Raw genomic sequence first — 22,384 nt, 5'->3', positions numbered from 1 at the left:
CAATTAAATTAGATTTTAACTTCAAATATAGTTGTTTCTTCTATCTCACTAGCCAATGTGTTAATTGCTACTTCAACACGATGCCTACGTAACTTCCATTGCTCTTCTTTGGATGTGTTTGGATCTCCTAAAGGATAAGGGATTGAAATAGTTGGTACGATTCGATTCGAACCCACTGTCTCTGCAATCGTGACTAAATTAGCCATTTGAACTATTGGAATTCCTACTCTTTCGATTTCTTTGGTCATCGTTGCCCCGCAACGAGTACAAGTTCCTCAGGTGGAAGTTAAAATTACTGCTGAAATATTCGCATCTAGAAGTTGTTGAGCAATCTCAGCTCCCATGCGGCTCGCTTCTGCCTGAGTAGTCCCAGTGCCTACAGTGGAATACACATACTCATGCACTGCTCCAATTCTACCCTCTTTCTCTAGTGATTTTAAAGCATCTAAAGGTACGATAACATTTGGATCTGCATTTGCTGCCGACGGGTCGAATCCCGCATGAATCGTTTCCCATTCTCCTGCCTTTAAAGAATCAAGACTAGTTATATCGTACTTTCCCCATTTAGTTGCAGAAGCGGATTGTATTCTGTCAGGATTCCCTAAAGGTACAATTCCTCCTGTATTCACAAGAGCAATTGTCGCACGACTTAAATCCTTAACTGCTGGAGCGATCGGAACTCTTTCTATTACAGGCATTGGCATTTCCGTTTCATACTCTTCTTCTCTGAGTTTCTTTAGCAGCATTTCTACAGCACGGTCTGCACCAACGGCACCTGAATCTTTAAAAGCCTCATGACGTATGCCTCGCGGGAAATAGCCTTCTTCTTTTGCCGGTTTAAGACCTTCCCCTTGAATAATTTTTTTCACAAAGGTAGCCATTTTAGGAACGTCTTTTCTCATTGCTGCTGCACTGTTTCCACCAGGGAAAATATAAATATCTTTATGGAACATTTGCACTGCTGGGTTCTCTACATACATGCTCGTGACAACCTCTACACCAAACTTATCCTTTACAGCTTTACAGATTTCCCCACATGCCACTCCATAACGTCCTGCCATAAAAGCTGGACCAGCAACAAAAAGGTCAAAGTCTTTATCTTCTAGAAATCCTAAAATCCTTTCAATCGCTTCTTCTTTGCTCGAACCCATAAAATTGTCCCCACAAATAATCGTATGTGTTACCTCTGCATCAGGAGCTAACAAGCTATTGAGTAACAATCCTGGTCCAACGACACCATCTTTAATTTCCGGTTCAAAATCAGCTTTATCTTCACCACCGATTTGACCAAAAAATTGATTTATATAATGAATAACTTTTTTCATTTTTCTCCCCCCCTTTTTAATATTCGACTACTGTTTTATAATGATTTCCGGTACTAGAATCCGCACAAAAGATACCGTTATTCTCCATTTCGACAGATCCATCTTCTTTTACGGAACCTTCCCATCCACCAGAATTTCCGTCCCTAGCCAAGGCCTCGAGTTCACCGATTACTTTATCCATTGGACCTAATTTCAAATGCTCGGAAACGTTCCCTGTCGATACAATCGCATTCGCCTTTTGCGATAAATCAACCAATGATTGAGATTTCCCGTCACGACCTGTACATTCATTTGTAATACCGACAACTTTAATCCCGCAATCTTCTAACTGGTCGTATACTAGAATAAAATCAGAGTCAGGATTTCCATACCCTTCTTCAGAGATCACCGCACCTTGCGCTCCTAAAGATGTAGCCATTTTACTAACGAAAAGGGCTGAACGTTTTTTCTCATCTAATTGAACATTTAAGTTTGAGATAATGACTCCAAGAAAATTAATTGTTTTACCATGCTCGTTAAGCAACCGTTTAACTGCAAGGTTATTTACATGTTGATACGTAGAAATTTTAGATGATGATGGCATAAAACTTCCAGATACAACAGCTCCATCAAATAATTCATTTGGTGTTAAGTATGTCGGTAACATCCGATTAGCATCCCAACCATATACGAGTGCATTGTAACCGCTTTCAAGCATTTGCGATTGAAGTTGAAGGATATAGACCACTCCTGGAAGTTGCTTAACTTCTTCGCTTCGTTGATCAAGTGGCTCATGGTTATAGATCTCTATTTCTTCAGGTTCCAAATCCCTTACGCAGTTACCCAAATACTCAGATAACCTCATTGCTCCCCAACGCAATGCTGTATTTTTTTTCTGTTGCTCATATCTTTCAAACTCTTCATTCGTATCAGCAACTAAACATATATTCAACAAATCAGAAAAGATCGTTTGTCTAGCTCCTGGACCACTCATATCAATGAGTCCGTCTTGAAATCCCCCCCAGTGTTGTCCTACAGCTAAAACACAAGCCCCTTTTAAAACATGGGTCCTTCCACTTCCAGCTGCAACCAACTTGTTCGTAACACCTGGAAACATTACTCCTTCAGATACTTTGCAACGAGGTTCTACAGCTTCTTTAACAGGAGTAATTCGCACTGATTCACCGGGCTTTGTAATGATAAGATCAGCGGATGTAATCCTATCGTCTTCATAAATAAAACGTAAGGCTTCTTCCTTATTGATAGTTAAAATCCCATTTTGGAAGGATGTATCGTTTCCAAAAACAATTTCCTTCACATTAAAATTTCCAACTTCTAACTTCACAACTTCCCCTCCTTTTATTAATCATGATTATAAAAAAATCAACATCAGTTAATTTGTTTATGATTATAGTATAGTTTTGATTTTTAAAAATGTAAATGCCTTTTTTAAGAATTATTAAAAAAATTATTAAAATCAAAAAAGTCTATATTTTCATAGACTGTAATTTCTCTGTATATAAAACGGTTTTATAGTAAGAGAGGTTGTTCAAAAAGAATTTGATAATTCTCACCTTTTTTGAGCAACAGCGAACGGAATTATATCATTTTATTCCTTCAATGATAGAAAAGGACAGACGTATCCCTTTGTACGAATTTTCTTTATATGGTTTTTGTGGTTAATTTGCTTTTTCTACTCAAAGAGAAGGCAATTCTTCTATATATTTAAGTGCTGGCCTGTATTCATATTAAATAAAGACAGCTACTGCATTCTTTAAAAATGATGTTATTGATATGATCTCACGATATTCCCTGCAATTTTTACAAGTTAGGTAAGAACCTTCTCTATTGGAGAACCTTCTTTATCTTTGGCATGTAAAGTCGCAGAAAAAACTAACGTTGCACGGAGATCTGAGTTTTGTTGGGTTGGTATCACAGATCCGAATGCTTAATAGATCAAACTCAAAGCCCCTTTGCCTTCTTTGATTAAGTTTTCAATCGTAATTAATGATAAAAGCTTTGCTCTGAACGTGTAGACATTTGCTGGTCGTAAATACATGCTCAAACCTAAGTTAATCGACCTGATCCTGATACCCGCTAAAGTGTTGGTAGATTTTTCAAATAAATACTTCATAATTTGGACGAGTATGATACGGAACCGAATCATTATATGTTTAGGTTTAACACTTCAAACATTCGGCTCCTTTTACTTATTAAGTGAAAAAGAAAAATTCATAGCTGGTTGTTTAACAGTTTTTTTCCGTGGCTTGACTATTCTTTATAAAAATATTTCAGGATAAATAGTTTTCAGAAAATAAAATAAATAATTGTTTTATAATCATGATTATGGTAACATCACGGTTATAGGTCGTATTAAAATAAATGAAAACGCTTTCTAGGGAGGTGGACTTTCTTACGAATGAAAGAAAAAATAATTTAACTTAGGGGGATTTCACATGAGGAATTATATTAAGCAAAACGTTGTATTTAGTATTTCGTTATTAATAACGAGTGTTTTTGTTACCTTCGGAGTTTTCTTTAATGACTTGCTATCAAGAGGGGTAAATTACTTCTTAGAGACTACAGTGGAATATTTTGGTTGGTTTTTTCTAACGGCTACACTTGGTTTTTTAGTTATGGCTGTCTTATTAATGTTTTCGAAATTTGGGAAGCTTCGTTTAGGCGAGGATACTGATAAGCCAGTTTATGGAACATTATCATGGATATCTATGTTGCTTAGTGCAGGGATGGGGATTGGGCTAGTATTTTGGGGCGTTGCTGAACCACTCTTCCATTATATGACGCCACCATCTGGTGAAGCACAAACAGCTGATGCTGCAAATACAGCAATGACCTATACTTATTTCCATTGGGGACTACACCCTTGGGCCATTTATACAATAGTCGGCCTAAGTCTAGCATTTTTCCAATATAGGAAAGGTTTACCAGGACTTATCAGTTCAACCTTTTATCCAATTCTAGGTGATCGAATAAAAGGTCCAATCGGAAAAGGAATAGATGTTCTGGCTATATTTGCAACTGTATTTGGACTTGCAACTTCTTTAGGCCTAGGAACGTTGCAAATCGCTGGTGGATTAAACTTTCTTTTCGATGTTCCTAATAACTTCAATACACATTTAATCATTATCAGTCTGGTCACGGCTCTCTTTGTTACTTCAGCCTATATAGGAATTAACAAAGGGATGAAAATCCTTTCAAATTTCAATATCTTATTAGCTATAACACTTATGCTAATAATAGCAAGTGTAGGACCAACGGCACAAATTTTCAAAGTCTTTACTAGCACAGCTGGTAGTTACTTAGATAATTTACTTTATATGAGTTTAAGAATCAGACCTTTTGGTGATAATTCATGGATTACAGGATGGACATTGTTTTATTGGGCTTGGTGGATTGCATGGGCACCATTTGTCGGCAGTTTTATTGCAAAAATCTCTAAAGGGAGAACCATTAAACAATTTATTCTCGGTGTATTATTCATACCTACATTAGGTACGTTTGTCTGGTTTTCTGTATTTGGTGGTGCAAGCTTAAATCTCGTTCATGAGTTAGGTAATATTGCTTTAGCAGAAACAGCTACATCAGATGTATCTATAGCATTTTTTGCTTTTCTTCAATACTTTCCATTAGGATCGTTATTAAGTATATTAGCTGTTCTTCTTGTTATTACCTTTTTCGTTACATCAGCCGATTCTGGGACATTTGTGTTATCCGTATTTAGCTCGCAAGGGGATTTAAACCCTTCCAGGAAAATCAAGCTCATATGGGGGTTCATACTATCGCTTGTTTCTATAGTCTTACTTTTAAGTGGAAGTTTAAATACTCTACAATCTGCATCGATAGCCGCAGCATTTCCATTTACTATTATAATGACGGTAATGTGCTTTTCCCTATTAAAAGGGTTAATTGCAGAACATGATAAGGTATCAGATCATTCGCAAAAAAAAACTGAGAGAAGCATTAAGAAGCAAAAAAACATCATATGAAAATAAAAGGTACATGCCCAATAATAATTAACTCATAATGGTGTTACGAATATGATTCATTGTGATCTCAGTTGCTTCTTCAACTGAATAGTCACACCGCTTATTTAAAAACATTGTATGCATTCCTTGCCAAATGAGATATTGCATTTCACTTAATCGTTCTACATCTTCTTCATTTAAGTAACCATTTTCAACACATTCTTTAAGGGCTAGTCGATCTCGTTTTGCCAGGCTTGGTTCTAATATCATTTCTCTTAAATCCTCTGGAACTTGAATTAGATCCGTAGGGAACATTCCGTAATAATCTTTTAGTAGTTTTTCAGGGGGACAACCTAAATTTGATGAAAACACAGCATAATAGATTTCCGGATCTTCAAATGAATACTTGCAAAAACACTCCCACATTTTAAAGTATTTGTCCAGTGGATCTTTTGCAGTAGAAAGATGTTCAGGTAAGGCATTAATATACTTTTTAATATGGCGCATCGAAGCAAAGAAGATTAAATGGGATAATTCTTCAAAATAATTATAAATCGTTGCGCTATTAAATCCTGCTAGATCAGCAATTTTTCGAATAGTGAGTTTGTCCATTCCCTCCTGTTCGATAATTTCGGATGTTGCGTCAATAAAATAAACTAGCATACGATTTGTCTGAATTTCTTTATTCTTAGCCTTTTTCAATTTACAGCACCTCGAATCAACTTTTAATAATTATGATTAAGTTTTAATTATGATAAGTGTAGTATATCATATTTCTTTTTTACGTTACTAAAACTAATTCACCTTTTAAGTTACAAAAAAACGTTTCACTCAATGTTAAAATTTAGGAGGAAAATCAATGAAAAAAAACATTAAAAAACTATTAGTAGCAAACAGAGGCGAGATTGCCATTCGAATTTTTAGAGCATGTACAGAGTTGAACATCCGAACGGTCGCCATATATTCCAAAGAAGACACAAGTGCTTACCACCGCTATAAAGCTGATGAAGCATACATTGTAGGAGAAGATAAAAAACCAATAGATGCTTACTTAGATATTGAAGGTATTATAGAAATAGCAAGAAATAACGGTGTCGATGCCATTCACCCTGGGTATGGGTTTTTATCAGAAAACTCCCAACTAGCATCACGCTGTGAGGAAGAAGGTATTCTTTTTGTAGGTCCTAAAGTGGAGCATCTTGTTATGTTTGGCGACAAGGTGTCAGCACGAAATGTAGCAATAAATTCCGGTCTCCCAGTTATACCTGGTACCGATGGTCCGGTCCAAAACTTTAACGAGGTAAAAAGGTTTGCTGATGAACATGGGTATCCAATTATTATTAAAGCTTCCCTTGGCGGTGGTGGTCGTGGGATGCGAATTATTAAAAACGAAGAGTCGCTTAAGGAAGGATATGACCGAGCAAAATCTGAAGCTAAAGCTGCTTTTGGCCGAGATGAAGTATATGCAGAAAAGTTTGTTGAAAACCCAAAACATATCGAAGTTCAAATCTTATCAGATTCTCAAGGAAATACTGTTCATTTATACGAACGTGATTGCTCTGTTCAACGTAGACATCAAAAAGTAGTCGAGGTCGCTCCTAGCATTTCCATTAATCAAGACTTAAGGAAAGAAATTTGTCAGGCTGCTGTAAAGTTAGCAGAGAACATCAATTATTTAAATGCAGGAACTGTCGAATTTTTAGTAACTCCAGATGAACAATTTTATTTTATTGAAGTAAATCCAAGGGTACAAGTTGAACACACAATAACTGAGATGGTCACAGGGATTGATATTGTTCAATCACAAATTTTAATTGCAGAAGGTCATACATTACATGGCAACCAGATCAATATTCCTTTACAGAAAGACATCACCACAAATGGCTACGCGATACAATCAAGAGTAACGACCGAAGATCCTGCAAATAACTTTATGCCAGACACTGGTAAAATTACCGTTTACCGCTCGAGTGGAGGATTTGGAGTCCGCCTTGATGCGGGAAATGGATATCAAGGTTCCATCATTACACCGCACTATGATTCCTTACTTGTGAAAATTTCAACGTGGGGTTCATCATTTGAACAGGCTTCTAAAAAGATGTTACGTAACTTAAAAGAATTTAGAATTCGAGGCATTAAAACAAATATTCCATTTCTTGAAAATGTGGTTAAACATGAAAAATTTCTTTCAGGAGAATATGATACATCGTTTATTGAATCTTCTCCTGAGCTATTCGTTTTCCCTATTAAAAAAGACCGTGGCACCAAAATGTTGTCGTATATTGGTTCGACAACGTTAAATGGATTTCCTGGACTAGAAAAGCAAGAAAAACCGTTTTTTTCAAATAGAAGAGTTCCAAAAATAAAATCATATGAAGCTTTCCCAGAAGGAACTAAACAAATTTTAGATAAATCTGGCCCAGACGCTCTTGCAAATTGGGTTAAACAACAAAACAAAGTACTTTTAACTGACACCACATTTCGCGATAGTCATCAATCGCTTCTAGCAACGAGAGTACGAACCAAAGATTTGCTAGACATTATTGAACCCACATCTAAACTTGTCCCTAATCTTTTTTCCCTTGAAATGTGGGGAGGAGCAACCTTTGATGTATCGATGAGGTTCTTAAATGAAGATCCTTGGGAAAGATTAATTAAATTAAGGGAAAAGTCACCAAATATTTTGTTTCAAATGCTATTACGCGCCTCAAATGCAGTAGGATATACAAACTATCCTGATAACCTAATCAGAGAGTTTGTTACGAAATCAGCCGATGCTGGAATTGATGTTTTCCGAATTTTTGATAGCTTAAATTGGGTCGAGGGGATGAAGCTTGCAATTGAATCAGTAAGAGATTCGAATAAAGTTGCTGAAGCCTCTATTTGTTATACAGGTGATATTTTAGACCCCACTAGAAAAAAATATAATTTAGAATATTATAAAAACCTTGCTAAAGAACTGGAACATTTAGGTGCACACATATTAGGAATTAAAGATATGGCTGGATTATTAAAACCACAAGCAGCTTATGAGCTAATATCGAGTTTAAAAGAAACCATTGATATTCCTATTCATCTTCATACACACGACACAAGCGGCAATGGAATTCTAATGTATTCTCACGCTATTAAAGCTGGTGTTGACATTGTTGATGTAGCAGTAAGTTCCATGGCCGGATTAACGTCACAACCAAGCGCTAATTCGCTTTATTATGCACTCGAACATTCAGAACGCCAACCAGATATTGACATAAAGGGGTTAAATAAATTGTCCCAATACTGGGAGGACACTCGAAAGTATTATGCAGGATTTGAAAGTGGAATGATAGCCCCTCATCATGAAGTATATGAACATGAGATGCCAGGGGGACAGTACAGTAACTTACAACAGCAAGCAAAAGCAGTTGGACTCGAAGAACGTTGGGAAGAAATCAAATGTATGTATCGACGTGTTAATGATTTATTTGGTGATATTGTAAAAGTTACCCCTTCCTCAAAAATTGTTGGCGATATGGCTCTATATATGGTACAAAATGATTTAACAGAGGTTACCGTCCATGAAAAAGGAAACTCATTAGATTTCCCGGATTCCGTCGTTGAATTCTTCCAAGGTTATCTTGGGCAACCTTATCAAGGTTTTCCAAAAGAACTACAACAAATCATTTTAAAAGGACGCGAGGCAATTACAACTCGTCCAGGGGAACGATTAGATCCAGTTAACTTCCAGAAAATCACAAACGATCTTTCTCAACAATTTAATCGTCAAGTGACGGATCACGAAGTCCTATCATACGCACTTTATCCAAAAGTATTTTTAGACTATACCAAACTCAGAGAACAATTCGGTGATTTGTCTACCTTGGATACTCCTACTTTCTTTTATGGAATGCGTACTGGGGAGGAAATCAATGTTAAAATCGAGCAAGGAAAAACGTTATTTGTAAAGCTCGTCTCGATCGGTGAACCTCAAACAGATGGTACTCGCTCTATTTATTATGAATTGAATGGTAAACCACGAGAGGTTTCTGTTCGAGATTTAAACATTGAAACATCTAATACAATCAAGGCAAAAGCTGACAAAACGAATCCTGAACATATAGGGGCTTCAATGCCAGGTACGGTCATAAAAGTGTTAGTAGAAAAAGATACAAAGGTGAAAAAAGGTGATCATTTAGCCATTACAGAGGCAATGAAAATGGAAACAACTGTTCAAGCACCCTTTAATGGAACAATAAAGGCCGTTCATGTTGCTAACGGTGAGTCTATTGCCACAGGTGATTTACTATTAGAAATAGGTGAGTAAACGTTTTAAAAAAACAAAGCGTCTATAGTCTCTGGACTAAGACGCTTTGTTAAAGCTGTTAGCAAAAAACCTGTCATTTAAAATGACAGGTTCCATAGAAAGTAAATTCAACTTATTCTTTTCTATAAGTTTGTGTACAATGAAGGTTGCAATGGCTCCACTCGCAGCTCGTCATTTCCGAGAAACCCACTCAAAGTCGGCTTAAGGGACAGCATGTCTCCGCTTATTGCTTCGAGATTTTTCAAAAAGGTAAAACCAACCTTATTGACAATTCCCTTATACAACTTGCTTTAAAATCATTTTATTAATGAGGGAAGTAAACTCTCTCATGTTTTTAACTTCCTCCAAATGAGTAATAGTCTCAATTAACTGACCACTCCACTCCCGTCCAATAACAGGCTCAGTTAGTGACAAGAACTTTTGTTTTATTTCCTTCTCTGAAACCTCTCCATATAACATAAGCGCTTCTGAAGTTTCACTCTGAAACCGATTACAAATATGAGCCTTATAAAGCAGTTGTTCAACTAAATATTTCCGTCCTAGTTCTTGAACATGTTGATTTTCAAAATAATTCATTTCGGAAAACGTTTTTGATTCTCTTTTAAATCCTTTTTCTGCTAGCATAGCAGAATTCACTCCTGCCATACTAGCCCAACTTATCGCTTCTTGCTCTCCTACAGGTTCAATAGAATTCATTAACGGTGAATAAGTGGAATAATGTTCTGTAATCCCAATTGCATTAACTAGTGCCTCTTCTGATAATCCTATTACCCTACTAACACCAGCAGTAGCACCAATCATCCCCGCTGAACATATAGCCTGTAAATTGGATCTTGTCTCATGAGCAATCCTATCTGCCCTAATTCCAATTTCATATCCAACAAGTAATGCTGAAAGAAACTCTTCACCACTAATTTTTCTTTCCTCAGAGGCAGCAAGAATGGCAGGAAAAATAATTGAATTTAATTGTCCCTTAACCATTCGATGTTCACTATTTAGATCAAGCGCAGTAGTCATTGTTGCATTAATAAATGCAGCACCAACTGAATTTATTTTCTCAGAAGATAAGAAAATAGAGCACTCGCCTTCTTGCCAAAGTTCGAGAGCAAAGTCTTTTGCTAACTTTGCCTCATCCGTTTGAGAGCCAGCAACTGTGTATCCAACAATATCTAATATTATTTTTTTAAATACGTCTTGCGTATTTATATGACAATGACTGAATTTCTCTTCTAAAATAAACTCCGCTAAATAATTTTTAACCATCTTTCACTACCCCCTTAAAATAATCAATAAAATATAATGAATAGAACTTTTTATTTAAGTAAGCCTTCACTTTCTAACCACTGACGACTAATTTCTAAAGGGTCTTTGTGTTTAATGTCTACATCATAATTCAACTTCATCATAGTATCGGTATTTAGGCGATCAGCAATATCATTTAATAAATCAATTAATTCCTCATGTTTTTCTAGTACTCTTTTACCTACTGTAGGTACCGCATTATATGCCGGAAAAAAAGTTTGATCATCCTTTAGTAAAACAAGATTATACTCTTGAATACTGCCATCTGTTACAAAGCCAACAATCGCATCAACTTCCCCTTCTTTCAAAGCATGGTATGTTAATTTCGAATCTAATTGAATAATATCCTCAGATGGTAAATAAAAATTATATTTGTTTTCGAGCCCTTTTAGTCCATCATTACGGTCATAAAATTCAGTTTCAGAAGCAAACTTAAGCTTCTCACCATCATTAATGAATTGAGCTAAATCGGAAATAGACTCTATTTCATATTTTTCTGAAAACTCTTTTCTTACTAAGATCGCATAAGTATTATTAAACTCCGATTTATTCAGCCAATCAATTTCATTTTCTTGATCCAAATTTTTTACTTTTTCGTAAGCTGTAGTCGGATCTGTTTCTCCCTCTTGATTTAAGTAGAGCATAAGCGCGGTTCCTGTATATTCCCAATAAAGATCAATGTGGCCATTTTCAAGCGCCGAACGGAGATCAGAACTCCTCATATTACTTATTTCTTCCACATCAAATCCATTTTCTCTTAAATATATAGATGTAATTTTTAAGAGAATTAATTGTTCTGTGAAACCCTTTGCACCAATGATTAATTGACCCTTCTCAAAACTATCTAAATTAGCATCTTGATTTTCTTGATGAGTCTGGCAGCCGTTTAATAAAATAAGAACAAGAAAACTTTTTATCAATGAAAAAACCATTCTTTTCATATAACCGCTCCTTACATATTAGTATGCAAATTACATGCCAATAAATAGCATCTTTTAAAGCAGTAAATCTAAGGTTTCGTAAAAAAAGTGATCAAATGCGTAATAATTTTTTTACAAAAAGAGAAGGGTGACCTTAAATACATGGATGGTTACCCTTCTCATTAAGATAATGTTAAATAAGGTTGTTCAAAAGGTCGGCTTTACCTTTTTAAACAACCTCGGACAAATGATCAGATCCGCAAGTACGGCGAGCAGCTTAAGGAGTCGTTGTATCCTCTTTTTGAAAGTACTTATTCATTTTATATAACAAGTTTTGACGTGATATCCCTAGCTTTTTAGCTGCAGCAGCAGGCTGACCTGTAGCCTCATCAAGTGCTTTAAGAATAAGTTTTTTTTCTATAAATTCTAACTTTTCCGCAAGCGTTATTTCATCATGATAAATATCCATTTCTTTATTCTTATTTTGGGGATATCTAATCTCCTCTGGAAAATCATCAATAAATAATTGTTCATCTCGACATAAGATTACTGCTCTCTCAACAGCATTTTCTAATTCTCTAACATTCCCTGGCCAATCATAGTTTTTAATAAAATTAACTGCCTCCGGCATTATTTCATAATTTTTCCCATTTTTAATGCGAAACCTTTCCAAAAACTTTTCAATTAAAAGGGGGATATCATCTCTTCGTTCTCGGAGTGGCGGGATATACATATCAACAATATTTAAACGATAATATAAATCCTCTCGAAACTCTCCTTTTTGAACCATTAATTTCAAGTTGCAATTTGTTGCAGCAATGATTCGAACATCAACACGTTTAACTTCATCACTACCTACCGGCATAAACGATTTATCTTGTGTAACCTGAAGTAACTTCGCTTGAAAAGAAGGGGAAATCTCACCTATTTCATCAAGAAAAATGGTTCCTCCATTTGCAGCTTCAAACTTTCCTTTTCGATTAGTTTGCGCGCCAGTAAAAGCTCCTCTTACGTGACCAAAAAGTTCACTTTCTAACAATTGTTCTGGTATCGATGCACAATTAACAGGTATGTATGGAGCTTGCTTTCGTTCACTTAAATTATGAATCGCTCTTGCTATCATACTTTTACCCGTTCCGCTCTCCCCTTGTAGTAAGATATTGGCCTCTGTTGTTGCAACTCGTTCAACAAGAACAGAGATTTTTTTCATTACCGAACTTGCTCCAAATAAATCGTCTATCATTGAACTTTTTTTTAATTCCTCTTTTAATAAAGTATTTTCTTCTTTTACTCGTAACCATTCAAACGCTTTTTCGATCATAATAGATATTTGATCAAGCTTTACTGGTTTTATAATATAATCAAAAGCCCCCCCTTTCATAGCAGCCACCGCATTTTCAACATTTCCATATGCGGTCATCATGATATAAACTTTCTTAGGATATATGGTGGTAAATTCCTGTAATAATTCTATTCCGTTGCTATCAGGTAATTTAAGGTCAAGAAAAACAATATCAATTTCTAATTCCTTTATTTTTTTTCGAGCTTCTTGACCATTCGCTGCTGTATAAACATTATATTGTCTTTTTTTTAAGGATACTTGGAGGATTTTTAATAGCTTATATTCATCATCCACGAGTAATATCGATTTCATCTGCTTGTTCCCCTTCCTTAAATTTAGGTAAGCTGACAAATATAGACGTACCTTCTCCCACTTTACTTTCTGCTCTTATATTTCCTTTACTTTGCACAATAATATCATAGGAAATGGATAAACCTAAACCTGTTCCTTCTTTTTTGGTCGTATAGAAATGATTGAAAATCCAATTGATATTAGATGCTGGTATGCCTTTCCCTGTATCTCTAATTTCTACTTCCCAATCTAATTCTCTATTATAGATATTTATTTCAATTTTTCCTCCTAGCTCCATGGCTTGCAAGCTATTTAATAAAATATTTAAAAATACCTGAACTAGTTTATTTTCGCTAGCATATACACTAGCTTCATCTAACTCCTTATATGCTGAAATAACCGTAATATTTTGCTCCTCTACTTTTTTCCTTAATAGGATTAACAACTCATCGATAACAAATACGAGATCTACTTTTTCTTTACGAGTCCCTTTTTCATCTTTAGACATTTTTAAGAAATCAGTTAAAAGTAAATTAAGTCGATCGTTCGTTTCCAAAATATCTTCACTTAATTCTCTAATGAATTGTTTATCCATTTGCTTATCCCCAGTTTCATAGCGAATAGCTTCGGCGGCCACTTGAATAATACTTAGAGGATTTTTGATTTCATGAGCAATTCCTGCTGTTAATTGTCCTAAAGAAGCTAATCTTTCACTTTGCTTAAGATAATCCTCTAATTTTTTAATTTCACTAACATCTCTTAAGATTAACAGAGTGCCCACTTTATTTTTTAATTCATCATTAAACCAAGAAGAATAAACACGTATATCATGCTCTTCTTTCTCCTTATCGATAATCCTCGCTTCTAATTCATTAAGTTCCCTTCCTTCAAGAAATGTTTCCCAAGTAATAATTTTCTCACTATTATTTTCTTGAATAGGAAAGTCAAAAATGGATTTTCCCGTAACTTCTTCTCTTGAAAACCGTGTTAACTGTTCAGCAGCTTTATTAAAGGTGGCAATTTCTCCATATTTATTAGTTGTGATCACAGCATAAGGAATGGACTCCAAAATATTAAACAACCTTTGTTCAGTACTAATCAGTTCCTGAGCCATTTCATGCATAGTGATGGATAATTCTTGTAACTCATCATTTGTGTTCAAAAGGGGAAATCCACTTCGTTTTCTCTGTTTATACTCTTTTACTTGTTTGATTAAATCATTAATTGGTTTTACCACTCTCTTTGTTCCAATTATAGTGAAAGTGATTGTTACAACCAGTACAATAAGGAAGCTTTCCATTAAAATCCTTTGTAAATTAATTACAGGGATAATTGCCTGTTCTACTGTTTCACCAACAATTATGCCAAACCCTCCTATCGGAATAGAACGATAGGATAATAACATTTTTTCTCCGAATAAAAACCCTTCCCAATCTCCGAATCTGCCTTTCTTTAAGAAGGTACTTAAAACATGCTCTTCTATATCTTGTCCAATGTATCGCTCATCACTATGAATAATGATTTTCCCCTCACGATCTACTAAAACATTGATACCTTCATCACCAATTTTAACTTGATTTAAATAGTTAGATAAAGTATTTAAATTAATAAGGGCGGTCACTCCACCTATAAATTCCCCGTCTTCATCTACAGTAGGATAAGAAACTGCTATTACTTGTTTTTGGGCATCAAGTGTGATCAGATTAGAAATGTGATATGTTTTACTCCAACTAAGTCGATTTAGTATCTGCTTAAACTCACTCGTATTCGTAAAACCAACCCCATGGACTGAAGCGAGTGATTTACCGTTTTTATCGAACACTTTGATAGATCTATAGAGAGGATTTTTTATAACCAACTGCCTCATATCATTTAAATAATTTTTTTTACTACTCTCTGTTTCTGCTAACACGTATGGGGAGATGCCTTTAATATCACTAATGATTTGTTGTAATCTTATTTCTGATTGTTTGGTCAGAGTCTTTGCCATTAATTGGTTCCGTTCCCCTAGCCCTTCCCTTACTGAAGTATTTACTACATGGACTGTTATCACATAGACAAGTGCTAACGAAAAAACACTTGCAATAAGGGAAACAATCAAATATCGTTTTGTTAATTTAGAATGGAATATCCCCATTTTTTAATTACCTTTCTCCTAATATAATGAGCTGTTCCCAAGGTCAAAAACGAACTTAGGGACAGCCTATTTTATAGTCGCAACTTGTTTGACGTGTGAATTAATTACCTTAATTGGTATGGCAAAATCAATCTTGACTTATTAGCTAATTGAATTATAAAAATTCATTTTTCTTATTTAACTGTTCTAAGAATTCGATTATAGCCGGGTGATGTTGTTTGTAAGGGGAATAAACACAGTAAAACTCTCTACTAACAGGAAGTTCTGTTAGTATCTTAATTCTGTTATATTTACTAGCTGATCTTGCTGCAATATCGGATACAATCGAATAACCTAACCCTGACTCCACCATGGTTATAACAGATTCAGTACTGTGAACAGTAGCTAAGCATTTTAATTCATTAATAGAACCACCCCATTCTAGCATTCCTTTTTGAGCCGCTTTCCATGTGCCTGAACGAGCCGTTCTAAAAATAAATGGAAAGTCCTTAATATCTTCAAAGCCTTTAATCTCTTCACTATCAGGTGGACCAATTAATAGTAAACGGTCTCTAGCAATGAGTGTACTTTTTAAGCCTTCAGTCTGTGGTTTAGATCCTATGAAGCCAATATCTAATTTTTCATTTTGTACCATATCTAATACCTCATCAGATTCATAAACTGAAAGGTTTATTTCTATTTGGGGGTGCTGGTTTAAAAATTGTTTTAAGATAGTTGGGACGATATATGTACTAGGAATTGAACTTGCTCCAACCTTAAGAAGACCAGTTAGATGATTTTCAAATGCTCGACATTTTTCTTCTAATTTTTGCCAATCGTACAAAAGACTTTTCCCCTTTCTGTATACGAGACGGCCGGCATCAGTAGGTTCTAGTGAGTCTCTATACAAGAGTGAGGTACCTAATTCTTTTTCTAAGGTTTGAATTTGTTTAGTAACCCCAGGCTGACTTATATTTAAAATATCTCCTACTGTTGAAAAACTTTTGTGGTCTATAAGTAAAATAAAAGTATGTATTCTTTTTAGATTCATAGTTAGATCCCCACTTACGAATTTTTTAAAGGTAGTTTAACAAGGTGTTTTCCTTCTTGAATTATCTTAAATCAATGAGCTAAGTCGCTGAACACATCCTTATGGAACCCGCACTAATAGTAACACACCTCAAATGATTACTTCAATGTCGTGATTTATTAAATAAAATAGGCTGACAACATATTGTAATCACGATTATAAAATGATAATGTTTAAATGGATGACTAACTATAATGGTATTTTTAACATCATTGAACAGAGATAATTATGGAATCATATAAACTTAATGAACGGGAGGGGACAGAATGAAACAATATCTACGTGAATTGCCAGCTATTTATACTCTACAAAACAATGTACAATTTTTAGCATTATTAGAAGAGCAACAAGTGCCCTTTAATAAAGTAACTGAATGGCTTCAAGAAGAAATTGATCATATAAGAGAAGCACTATTAAATAACTCTTGGAAAGAAGAACAGATATCGAAACAGGTATTTACAGAATATATTTTTCAAAGGGTAGAACAAAGAGCAATTGATTTCCATCAATATTTTGTAAAACGTGTAATCAATGCGACAGGTACGATTTTACATACCAATTTAGGTCGAGCGAGATTAAGTGAACAAGCGATAAATCAGGTTATTCAAGTTGCCATGAATTATTCTAATCTAGAATATAACATTGAAAAGGGTGTTCGTGGTTCAAGACATGATATTATTGAATCGATTTTAATGGAAGTTACAGGTGCTGAAGCAGCGATGGTTGTAAATAACAATGCTGCTGCCGTCTATTTAATTTTAAGAGGACTTGCTAAAGGCAAGGAAGTAATTGTTTCTCGTGGAGAACTTGTTGAAATAGGAGGTTCATTTAGAGTTTCATCAATTATGGAAGAAAGTGAAGCGAAGCTTGTAGAAGTTGGGACGACAAATAAAACACACTTATTTGATTATGAACGAGCTATTAATGAAGACACGTCCTTGCTAATGAAAGTACATACAAGTAATTTTAAAACAATTGGGTTCACCGCCTCTGTATCAACTAAAGAATTGACAGAACTTTCTACTCAACATGACCATGTATTAGTCTATGAAGATTTAGGAAGCGGTGCATTATATGATTTCCAACACCATGGAATTGGCGATGAACCAGTTGTAGCTAAAGTTTTGAATTCAGGTGTAGATATCGTGTCTTTTAGCGGGGATAAATTATTAGGTGGTCCTCAAGCTGGTATTATTGTTGGTAAAAAAGAATTAATAAATAAGTTAAAGAAACATCAGTTAGCACGTGTTTTACGAGTAGATAAAATGACACTAGCTGCATTAGAAGCGACAGTAAAATCGTATATTCAAGGAAATCAAGAGACGATTCCAACGCTGCGTGACCTATTGCTACCTCTCTCTATTATAAAAGAGAAAGCAGATCAATTTATTTGTGAGCTAAGAGAAGTCAATCATGGTTGGAAGTTTGAGGTGAGAGAAGATCATTCGCAAATAGGTGGTGGAACAATGCCGGGAGTGGAAATTTCAACTTTTATAGTTGCTATTAGCCATCCTGATATACACTCACAACATCTTGTTGATTTACTACGGTTAGGTGAACCAGTTATCGTTGCCCGACTTAAAGATGACAAGGTTCTCATAGACTTTAGAACGGTGACTGATGAGGAAGTGATAATGATGATTAAACGTTTCCGAGAGATTATTTAAACTTGATAGAACAGTTAAGACCTATAGCCAAAATAGGAAAAGCAGCTCTTCAATGGTAAATGGAGAGCTGCTTCTCTTTTATGTTGTTAATAGAAAATGAGTTTTAAATCAATCGGTAGTTGCTGTTTAACGTGAATGAATGGCGATGTACTTTTGGTTGAAAGCTCCAATATAATCTGCACGTGGACGAATTAAACGGTTATTCTCGTATTGTTCTAAAATATGTGCAATCCATCCCGATGTTCGACTGATAGCAAAAATAGGGGTGAATAAATCATGTTTTATTCCTAAACTGTGATAGACAGAGGCGGAATAGAAATCTACATTCGGTAGTAATCCTTTTTCATTTGTCACGAGTTCCTCTATTTTTGCCGACATGTCATACCACTTTTTTTCACCAGTAATCACAGTTAACTGGTTTGACATTTCTTTAAGATGCTTAGCGCGAGGGTCTCCATCTTTATATACTCTGTGTCCAAATCCCATAATTTTTTCTTTATTATCTAATGATTTACGAATATACGATTCTACATTTTCTACTTCTCCAATATCGATAAGAGTCGCCATGACAGCTTCGTTCGCACCACCGTGTAAAGGCCCTTTTAAAGCACCGATTGCTGCTGTAATACCGGAGTAAATATCCGAAAGTGTAGCCACACAAACACGAGCTGTAAACGTAGAAGCATTCAGTTCATGATCGGCGTGAAGAACAAGCGCTTTGTTAAAGGCATTTACTGAAATTTCATCAGGTTTTTTCCCAGTTAACATATAAAGAAAGTTTGCTGCATAGGATAAATCCTTATTAGGAGCGATCGGGTCTTTCCCTTCTCTAATTCTAGAAAATGCAGTCACAATTGTTGGGATCTTTGCTTGGAGTCGAATAGCCTTACGTCGATTGGCTTCTTCAGACATGTCATCCGCCTCTTCATCGTATAGAGCTAAGCTTGAAACCCATGAACGAAGCGCCGCCATTGGATGAACGATCTCAACTGGCGAGGTCTTGATTTGATCTAATATAGCCTCTGGTATGAAAGCGTTTTCGGAAAGCTCTTCAACTAATAGATTTAGCTCGTCTTGTTTAGGCAATCTTCCATTCCATAATAGATAAATGACTTCCTCAAAGCTAGCATTATTTGCAAGATCATCAATGTTAAATCCTTGGTAAGTTAAGACGCTATCAATAATTGAGCTAACGCTTGATGTGGTTGCAACTACACCTTCTAAACCTTTCGTTTTTAACATAAGAGCATCTCCTTATAGTTTGATTTACAATCATGATCATAACATAATCATGATTATAAATCAATTCAAAATAGTATTAAAAATAATGAGCTAGTCATTCAATGAATTTAGAGATACTGAATAGGGCTAACAATGGCCATTTTTTAATGACTTCAAAAGATGTAAAAAAATCAGAATTGTAAATAAATTATAACTATTATATAATCATCATTATAAAAGTAATCATGATAACAAGATGAGGTATAAGGAGTGTTCAAATAATGGTACTTTCAATCGAAAAAACAAGAAAACAAGCTATTTTCATGAGTGTAATTTATTCCATAATATATTATTTGTGGATTATTACTGGAAGTAGTGGTGGCTCGTCACTAATTCTAGGAGGAATTTTAGGGGTTGTCGGTCCATTACTAGCCGTACTGATCTTATTGTATTCAATTAAAATGAAGACAAGCAAAGTCGAAAGGACATTTTGGAGCTTAATACTTATAGCTTGCTTTACTTATTTGGTTGCTGAAATAATATGGAGATACTCAATCGTGTTTTTAGGAACAGGATATAGTTTTCCAGGTTATGCAGATTTGTTTTATATTATGTTTGTCTTCATTTACGCTGGATCATTAATATATAAAGTATCTGCGACTTGGAACGGAAAATTTTCAAAAAGTATTCAATTTTTTCTTGATGCTTTTATTTTTATGACTGTCATCACAACTGTTTGTTGGAGTTACTTTATCAAACCTATTTTAATGAATAAGTCTGTCTCTACTTTCGAATTTTTTTTGTTTTTAGGGTACCCAGTTGCTCTTTTAGGAGTGTTGTTAGGAATCATTCTCATTCTTTCTTCTAAACCATTGTTTTCTCCTGTCGTTTTATCTCTCAACTTAGTAGGGGTACTTATGTACATAATTGCCGATTTTATCTATTTATATCAGTCGATTTACGCTAGTTATCAGCATTTTTCTTTTTTTACCCCTATGTGGAACATTTGCCTTTTACTTATTGCAATTTCTAGCTTATTTAATAATAATCCTTGCTCAGAAGAGAAGCATTTAAACGGTCATGAAAAAATAAAATTATACCAAAGGGCCTCAATGCGAAGGATTGTTTTTCCTTATTTAAGTATCGGCATTTTTTTAATTTTATTTTTCATCAAGAAAGATGATGAATTAACAAGTATTTTGATTGGAGGATCCGTAGTCCTTTTGCTATTAGTAATTAGACAAATTATCACGCTTAAAGAAAATGATCAATTACTTAAACGTGTCACCAAAAAAACAATTGAATTAGAAAAACTAAAAAATGATTTAATTGAAAGTGAAAAAAGACATAAGTCATTAATGGATTACCATCCTTATGCCATTATTTTCATAGATAAGCAAGGGAACATCTTTTTAGCAAATGGAGCATGTGAAAAAATATTAGGTTATCCCCAACATCAAATCATTAACAGTCATTATTTGGATATTATAAAAGAATTTAAAGCTGATGATCAGTTAGTATTGTATTTTCGTAGCGCATTAAAAGGAGTTCCTAAAACATTTGAAACGACAATTGTAAATGGAATGGAAAATACAATTGATTTAAACTTAACCTATATTCCTTCAATTGTTAATGACCAAGTTGTTGGAGTTTTTGTTATGGGAGAAGATGTAACGAAGAAGAAAAAAACCGAAGAGCTAATTTTAAAATCAGAAAAGCTGTCGGTTGCTAGTCGTTTAGCAGCGGGAGTTGCGCATGAGATTCGAAATCCATTGACGTCAATTAAAGGCTTTTTACAAATGATGAACGAGTCCTCGACGATAAATAGTAAATATATGGGGATTGTTATTTCAGAGTTAAATCGTGTCGAGATAATCATCCGCGAGTTTTTGAACCTTGCAAAACCACATCATGAAAACTCATTCGAGTTACAAAGTATAGCAACGATATTAAGGGAAGTCACAGATTTACTAAGAACAAACTCTATTTTGGAGAATATTGAAATTACATTGAAAGTTGAGGAAGATCTTCCTTTAATTAATTGTTTAGAAAACCAGCTAAAACAAGTGTTTATTAATGTGATTCAAAATGCGGTTGAAGCAACTGGGAATAATGGACATGTTTTAGTTCGAGTAAAAAAGGAAGGGGAGAAGGACGTTTCAGTACATGTGATAGATGGTGGGAATGGAATACCTCAAGAACGGTTACATAGACTTGGAGAGCCGTTTTATTCTACCAAAGAAAAGGGTACGGGGATAGGATTGATGGTTTGCTATAAGATTATTGAACAACATCAAGGGAATATTAAAATTTTAAGTGAAAAGAACGTTGGGACAACTATTGAAATAAATTTGCCTATTAATCACAGTGAAAAGCAAAAACAAGTAAGCGTTTAATGTGTGTTCATGTAAAGAAGCCCTTTAAGACGGTTTATACGAAACTAAGTCATTACTCCTAGTTTCATTCATCATAGTTTTTGCTTAAACAAGGGGGTTTTGAACAACCTCTTTAAATTAATATTCCTTATTTTCACTGAGAACCTATCTTTTTAGATGACGTAAAATAGTTTGTGTAAATGAATTGAAACAAAAAAAGAGGTAGGGTACCCTCTAGTTAACCGCTAAACCAACTGAGAGGAGATGCCCTACCTATGAGTACTAGTATAGGACAAAACACACTTGAAAATCAATTAGATTCTATGGTTCGTGAGTTTGTTAAAGAAAAACTTGAGACCCTGATGAAGGAAGAAATGAATAGCTTTTTTGAACATGAACACCCAGAGTTTAAAAACCAGAAGAACGGTTTCTATCAAAGGCAACTAGATACCAAGTATGGAAGATTG

The 22,384-nt window shown here is 34.9% G+C and carries 14 protein-coding genes; 5 read left to right on the top strand and 9 right to left on the bottom strand.

Annotation, left to right across the window (positions count from 1 at the left end; all coding sequences use genetic code 11):
• Positions 1–8 precede the first annotated feature (8 nt).
• Positions 9–1,325: a glycine/betaine/sarcosine/D-proline family reductase selenoprotein B gene (locus LDX58_RS00070; RefSeq protein WP_227934835.1), complete on the bottom strand. Its 1,317-nt coding sequence runs from the start codon at positions 1,323–1,325 to the stop codon at positions 9–11.
• Between the two features lie 16 nt (positions 1,326–1,341).
• Positions 1,342–2,649: a glycine/sarcosine/betaine reductase component B subunit gene (locus LDX58_RS00065; protein ID WP_227934834.1), complete on the bottom strand. Its 1,308-nt coding sequence runs from the start codon at positions 2,647–2,649 to the stop codon at positions 1,342–1,344.
• Between the two features lie 1,111 nt (positions 2,650–3,760).
• On the opposite strand from LDX58_RS00065, the gene LDX58_RS00060 reads away from it, so the two are divergent.
• Positions 3,761–5,311 (top strand): glycine betaine uptake BCCT transporter, encoded by a 1,551-nt coding sequence (locus LDX58_RS00060; protein ID WP_227934833.1) that lies wholly within the window; start codon positions 3,761–3,763, stop codon positions 5,309–5,311.
• A gap of 27 nt (positions 5,312–5,338) precedes the next feature.
• Here the strand turns inward: LDX58_RS00060 and LDX58_RS00055 are convergent, their stop codons facing one another.
• Positions 5,339–5,992, bottom strand: coding sequence for a TetR/AcrR family transcriptional regulator (locus LDX58_RS00055; protein WP_227934832.1), 654 nt, complete (start codon positions 5,990–5,992; stop codon positions 5,339–5,341).
• 157 nt (positions 5,993–6,149) lie between these two features.
• On the opposite strand from LDX58_RS00055, the gene pyc reads away from it, so the two are divergent.
• Positions 6,150–9,593 (top strand): pyruvate carboxylase, encoded by a 3,444-nt coding sequence (pyc, locus tag LDX58_RS00050; protein ID WP_227934831.1) that lies wholly within the window; start codon positions 6,150–6,152, stop codon positions 9,591–9,593.
• A 276-nt stretch (positions 9,594–9,869) separates the two neighbouring features.
• Here the strand turns inward: pyc and LDX58_RS00045 are convergent, their stop codons facing one another.
• The 5 genes from LDX58_RS00045 to LDX58_RS00025 form a co-directional block, all read right to left on the bottom strand.
• A complete protein-coding gene (locus tag LDX58_RS00045) occupies positions 9,870–10,856 on the bottom strand; it encodes an MmgE/PrpD family protein (RefSeq protein WP_227934830.1) in 987 nt (328 codons plus the stop codon).
• Positions 10,857–10,906: 50 nt separating this feature from the next.
• Positions 10,907–11,836: a glycine betaine ABC transporter substrate-binding protein gene (locus tag LDX58_RS00040; protein ID WP_227934829.1), complete on the bottom strand. Its 930-nt coding sequence runs from the start codon at positions 11,834–11,836 to the stop codon at positions 10,907–10,909.
• A gap of 256 nt (positions 11,837–12,092) precedes the next feature.
• Entirely contained in the window at positions 12,093–13,469 is a 1,377-nt protein-coding gene (locus LDX58_RS00035) for a sigma-54-dependent transcriptional regulator (RefSeq protein WP_227934828.1), read from the bottom strand.
• Positions 13,444–15,585 (bottom strand): sensor histidine kinase, encoded by a 2,142-nt coding sequence (locus LDX58_RS00030; RefSeq protein WP_227934827.1) that lies wholly within the window; start codon positions 15,583–15,585, stop codon positions 13,444–13,446. The genes LDX58_RS00035 and LDX58_RS00030 overlap by 26 nt, the downstream gene beginning before the upstream one ends.
• A gap of 154 nt (positions 15,586–15,739) precedes the next feature.
• Positions 15,740–16,615 carry a selenium metabolism-associated LysR family transcriptional regulator gene (locus tag LDX58_RS00025; RefSeq protein ID WP_227934826.1) on the bottom strand — a complete coding sequence of 292 codons (876 nt, stop codon included), beginning with the start codon at positions 16,613–16,615 and terminating at the stop codon, positions 15,740–15,742.
• A gap of 305 nt (positions 16,616–16,920) precedes the next feature.
• Here LDX58_RS00025 and selA point away from each other — a divergent pair, with 305 nt between their 5' ends.
• Positions 16,921–18,321 (top strand): L-seryl-tRNA(Sec) selenium transferase, encoded by a 1,401-nt coding sequence (gene selA, locus LDX58_RS00020; RefSeq protein ID WP_227934825.1) that lies wholly within the window; start codon positions 16,921–16,923, stop codon positions 18,319–18,321.
• A 126-nt stretch (positions 18,322–18,447) separates the two neighbouring features.
• On the opposite strand, the gene citZ is transcribed toward selA, so the two are convergent.
• Positions 18,448–19,563, bottom strand: a complete 1,116-nt coding sequence (gene citZ / locus LDX58_RS00015; RefSeq protein WP_227934824.1) for a citrate synthase — start codon at positions 19,561–19,563, stop codon at positions 18,448–18,450.
• A 260-nt stretch (positions 19,564–19,823) separates the two neighbouring features.
• On the opposite strand from citZ, the gene LDX58_RS00010 reads away from it, so the two are divergent.
• A complete protein-coding gene (locus tag LDX58_RS00010; RefSeq protein ID WP_227934823.1) occupies positions 19,824–21,938 on the top strand; it encodes an ATP-binding protein in 2,115 nt (704 codons plus the stop codon).
• Positions 21,939–22,192: 254 nt separating this feature from the next.
• Positions 22,193–22,384 (top strand): transposase (locus LDX58_RS00005; RefSeq protein ID WP_227934822.1); only part of this gene is annotated, 192 nt, incomplete at its 3' end.

The organism is Alkalihalobacillus deserti (genome assembly GCF_020734105.1).
GTDB lineage: Bacteria > Bacillota > Bacilli > Bacillales > Bacillaceae_D > Halalkalibacter > Halalkalibacter deserti.
This window is presented reverse-complemented; position numbering and strand designations above follow the sequence as displayed.